This is a genomic window from Pseudostreptobacillus hongkongensis (assembly GCF_001559795.1).
Taxonomy (GTDB): domain Bacteria; phylum Fusobacteriota; class Fusobacteriia; order Fusobacteriales; family Leptotrichiaceae; genus Pseudostreptobacillus; species Pseudostreptobacillus hongkongensis.
Genome location: NZ_LOHY01000037.1, coordinates 1 through 348 on the forward strand (window position 1 = coordinate 1; position 348 = coordinate 348).

1 protein-coding gene is annotated in these 348 nt (G+C 52.0%); it reads right to left on the reverse strand.

Going from position 1 to position 348, the window contains the following annotated elements; translation table 11 throughout:
- Positions 1 to 87: 87 nt before the first annotated feature.
- The coding region (locus tag AYC59_RS08500; protein WP_156445441.1) for an aminotransferase class I/II-fold pyridoxal phosphate-dependent enzyme at positions 88 to 348 on the reverse strand (261 nt) is incomplete at its 5' end.

Below are 348 nucleotides of genomic sequence, written 5' to 3' on the forward strand. Positions count from 1 at the left end.
CGTTTGTGTTGGTGGCGTTGATTCTGGTGTATTGGTATGACAGGCAACATTAATCCAGCCGTGGCGTAACACCACGGCGGGCCAATATTACGACTTCAGGGTAGCAAATGCCTGAATGATGGTATCGATTTGCTCGCGGCTGTGAGCGGCGTTAACGCTACAGCGCAGCAGCGTAATACCCGCAGGTGCGGCAGGCGGCAGGATAAGATTCACATAAACGCCCAGAGAGATAAGCTCGCGCCAGATACGTAACCCTTCCTCTTTCGAACCGATTATCACCGGCACTACCGGGCTGATATGCGAGCTTAACTCATAACCCAACTTTTGTAGCCCGTCATACAGATGGTT